This window comes from Nguyenibacter vanlangensis (assembly GCF_013376155.1).
In the GTDB taxonomy this organism is placed as follows: domain Bacteria; phylum Pseudomonadota; class Alphaproteobacteria; order Acetobacterales; family Acetobacteraceae; genus Gluconacetobacter; species Gluconacetobacter vanlangensis.
Genome location: NZ_JABXXP010000554.1, coordinates 1 through 1,918, shown reverse-complemented (window position 1 = coordinate 1,918; position 1,918 = coordinate 1). Strand labels below are relative to the sequence as shown.

General features: G+C 68.8%; 3 protein-coding genes. 1 reads left to right on the top strand and 2 read right to left on the bottom strand.

Annotated elements, in window-relative coordinates; all coding sequences use genetic code 11:
- Positions 1-483: GH32 C-terminal domain-containing protein (locus tag HUK84_RS16585; RefSeq protein ID WP_176641264.1), on the top strand; the 483-nt coding region annotated here is incomplete at its 5' end.
- Positions 484-499: 16 nt separating this feature from the next.
- On the opposite strand, the gene HUK84_RS16580 is transcribed toward HUK84_RS16585, so the two are convergent.
- Positions 500-907, bottom strand: coding sequence for a DUF1801 domain-containing protein (locus tag HUK84_RS16580; RefSeq protein ID WP_246285742.1), 408 nt, complete (start codon positions 905-907; stop codon positions 500-502).
- Between the two features lie 59 nt (positions 908-966).
- A partial coding sequence (locus HUK84_RS16575; RefSeq protein WP_176641263.1) for an MFS transporter occupies positions 967-1,918 on the bottom strand: 952 nt, incomplete at its 5' end.

Sequence of the window (1,918 nt, the reverse complement as noted above, 5' to 3'; positions counted from 1 at the left end):
CTCGCCGCCGGGTCCAGCGCGCAGGTCGCCCTGCCGCCCGGCACCGCGCTGGACCTCTCCCTCAGCGTCACCGTCGACGAGCGCCCGCACGATCTGCCCCTGGGCGACAAGGGACGCACCGGCCGCTTCGTCATCGTCTTCGGTAACGAGCAAGGCGAATCCCTCACCATCGGCTTCGACGCCTTCTCCGGCCAGCTCTGGCTCGACCGCAACAATCTCAGGGGCTTCGCACAGCCCTTCTTCACCGGCCAGTTCTCCACCGTGCTGAACCCGGACGACCGGCATTTCGACATCCATATCGTGCTGGATGCCTGCACGCTGGAAATCTTCGCCAATGGCGGCCTGTCGGTCGGCACGGCGCTGATCTTCCCGGCCGGCCCGCTCGATTTCCTGCGCCTGGAGGCCAGCGGCGCGGGCGCCACGATCGACGCGCTGGCGCTCTATCCCCTGCAAAAGGTCATGCAGCGCGAATCGATGGTCTGACCCAGGGGCCGTCCCCTCAGCGCGACCCCTTGCGGGTACGTGACGCATTCAGCATCACGGCCGCGCGGATCAGCGCCTTCAGCGCCGCCGCGTCGATCGCATCGCCCTCGTGGAAATCGATGGCACGCCTGGTGTTGCCGTCCAGGCTCGCATTGAACAGGCCGGACGGGTCGTCAAGCGCGGCCCCCCTGGCAAACGTCATCTTCACGACGCTCCTGTAGGTCTCGCCGGTGCAGACCATCCCGTCATGAGACCACACCGGAACGCCCCGCCATTTCCACTCCTCGACGATTTCGGGATCGGCCTCCCGGATCAGCGCGCGCAGCCGCGACAGCATCCCGCCCCGCCAGTCGTCCAACGCCCCGATCTTCTCGTCGATCATCCGGGACGGAGATTGTCCTTCCGGCAAGTCCCCCATGCCCATGACGGCTCTCCCCTCCGGCCCCCCCGCGACAAGCGGTTATCGGCGATTCCCGTTACCGGCTATTCCTGGCCGCTACCCGCCGCATGCCGCCAATGCCACGCGGTGCACAGCGCCATCCCGGCCACCCCCGCCGCCATGGTTGCGGCCATCGGCACGGGCGTCGCCAGCGACACGCTGCCCAGCAGCACGCCGCTCAGCGACCCGATGGTGAATTGCAGCGTCCCCATCAGTGCCGAGGCACTCCCCGCCTGGTGCCCATGCCGCGTAAAGGCCAGCACGGTGGCGTTCGGGTTCACGAACCCCAGCGACCCGGTCGTCACCCCGATCAGGCAGCAGACCAGCACCGGATGCGCCGGCCCCGCCACCCCGGCCAGCGCCGACAGCAGGAACGTCCCCGCCGCCACGGCCCCCACGATCACCCCGCGCCGCAGCAGCACATGCAGCGCCACCCGATGCACCAGCCGGCTGTTGATCTGCGCCCCGGCGATGAACAGCGCGGCATTCACGCCGAAGAACGCGCCGAACTGCCCGGGCGTAAAGCCCAGGATCCGCTCGAACAGGATCGGCGCTCCGGCCAGATAGGCAAACACGACAAAGCTCGCGAAACTCTGCAACAGCGCCGCCGACAGGAACATCGGCTCCCGCGCGATCCCGACATAGCGCCACAGCACCGCCGAGAACGACAATGTCACCCGCCGCTCGCGCGGCATCGTGTCCGGCAGCGTCCAGGCGATGGCGACCACCCCCAGCGCGCCATAGATCACCGCGAACCAGAAGATCCAGCGCCAATGCCCGACCGACAGCACCAGGCTGCCCAGGCTGGGCGCCAGGATCGGCATCAACCCGAACACCAGCGTCAGTTGCGCCATGATCCGCGCGCCCTGCGCCCCGGTGGCGATGTCGCGCACGATGGCGCGCGGCACCACGATGCCCGCCGACCCGCCCAGCGCCGCCAGAAACCGCCAGACGCAGAACATCTGGTAATCGTCCGACAGCGCGCACCCCGCCGAC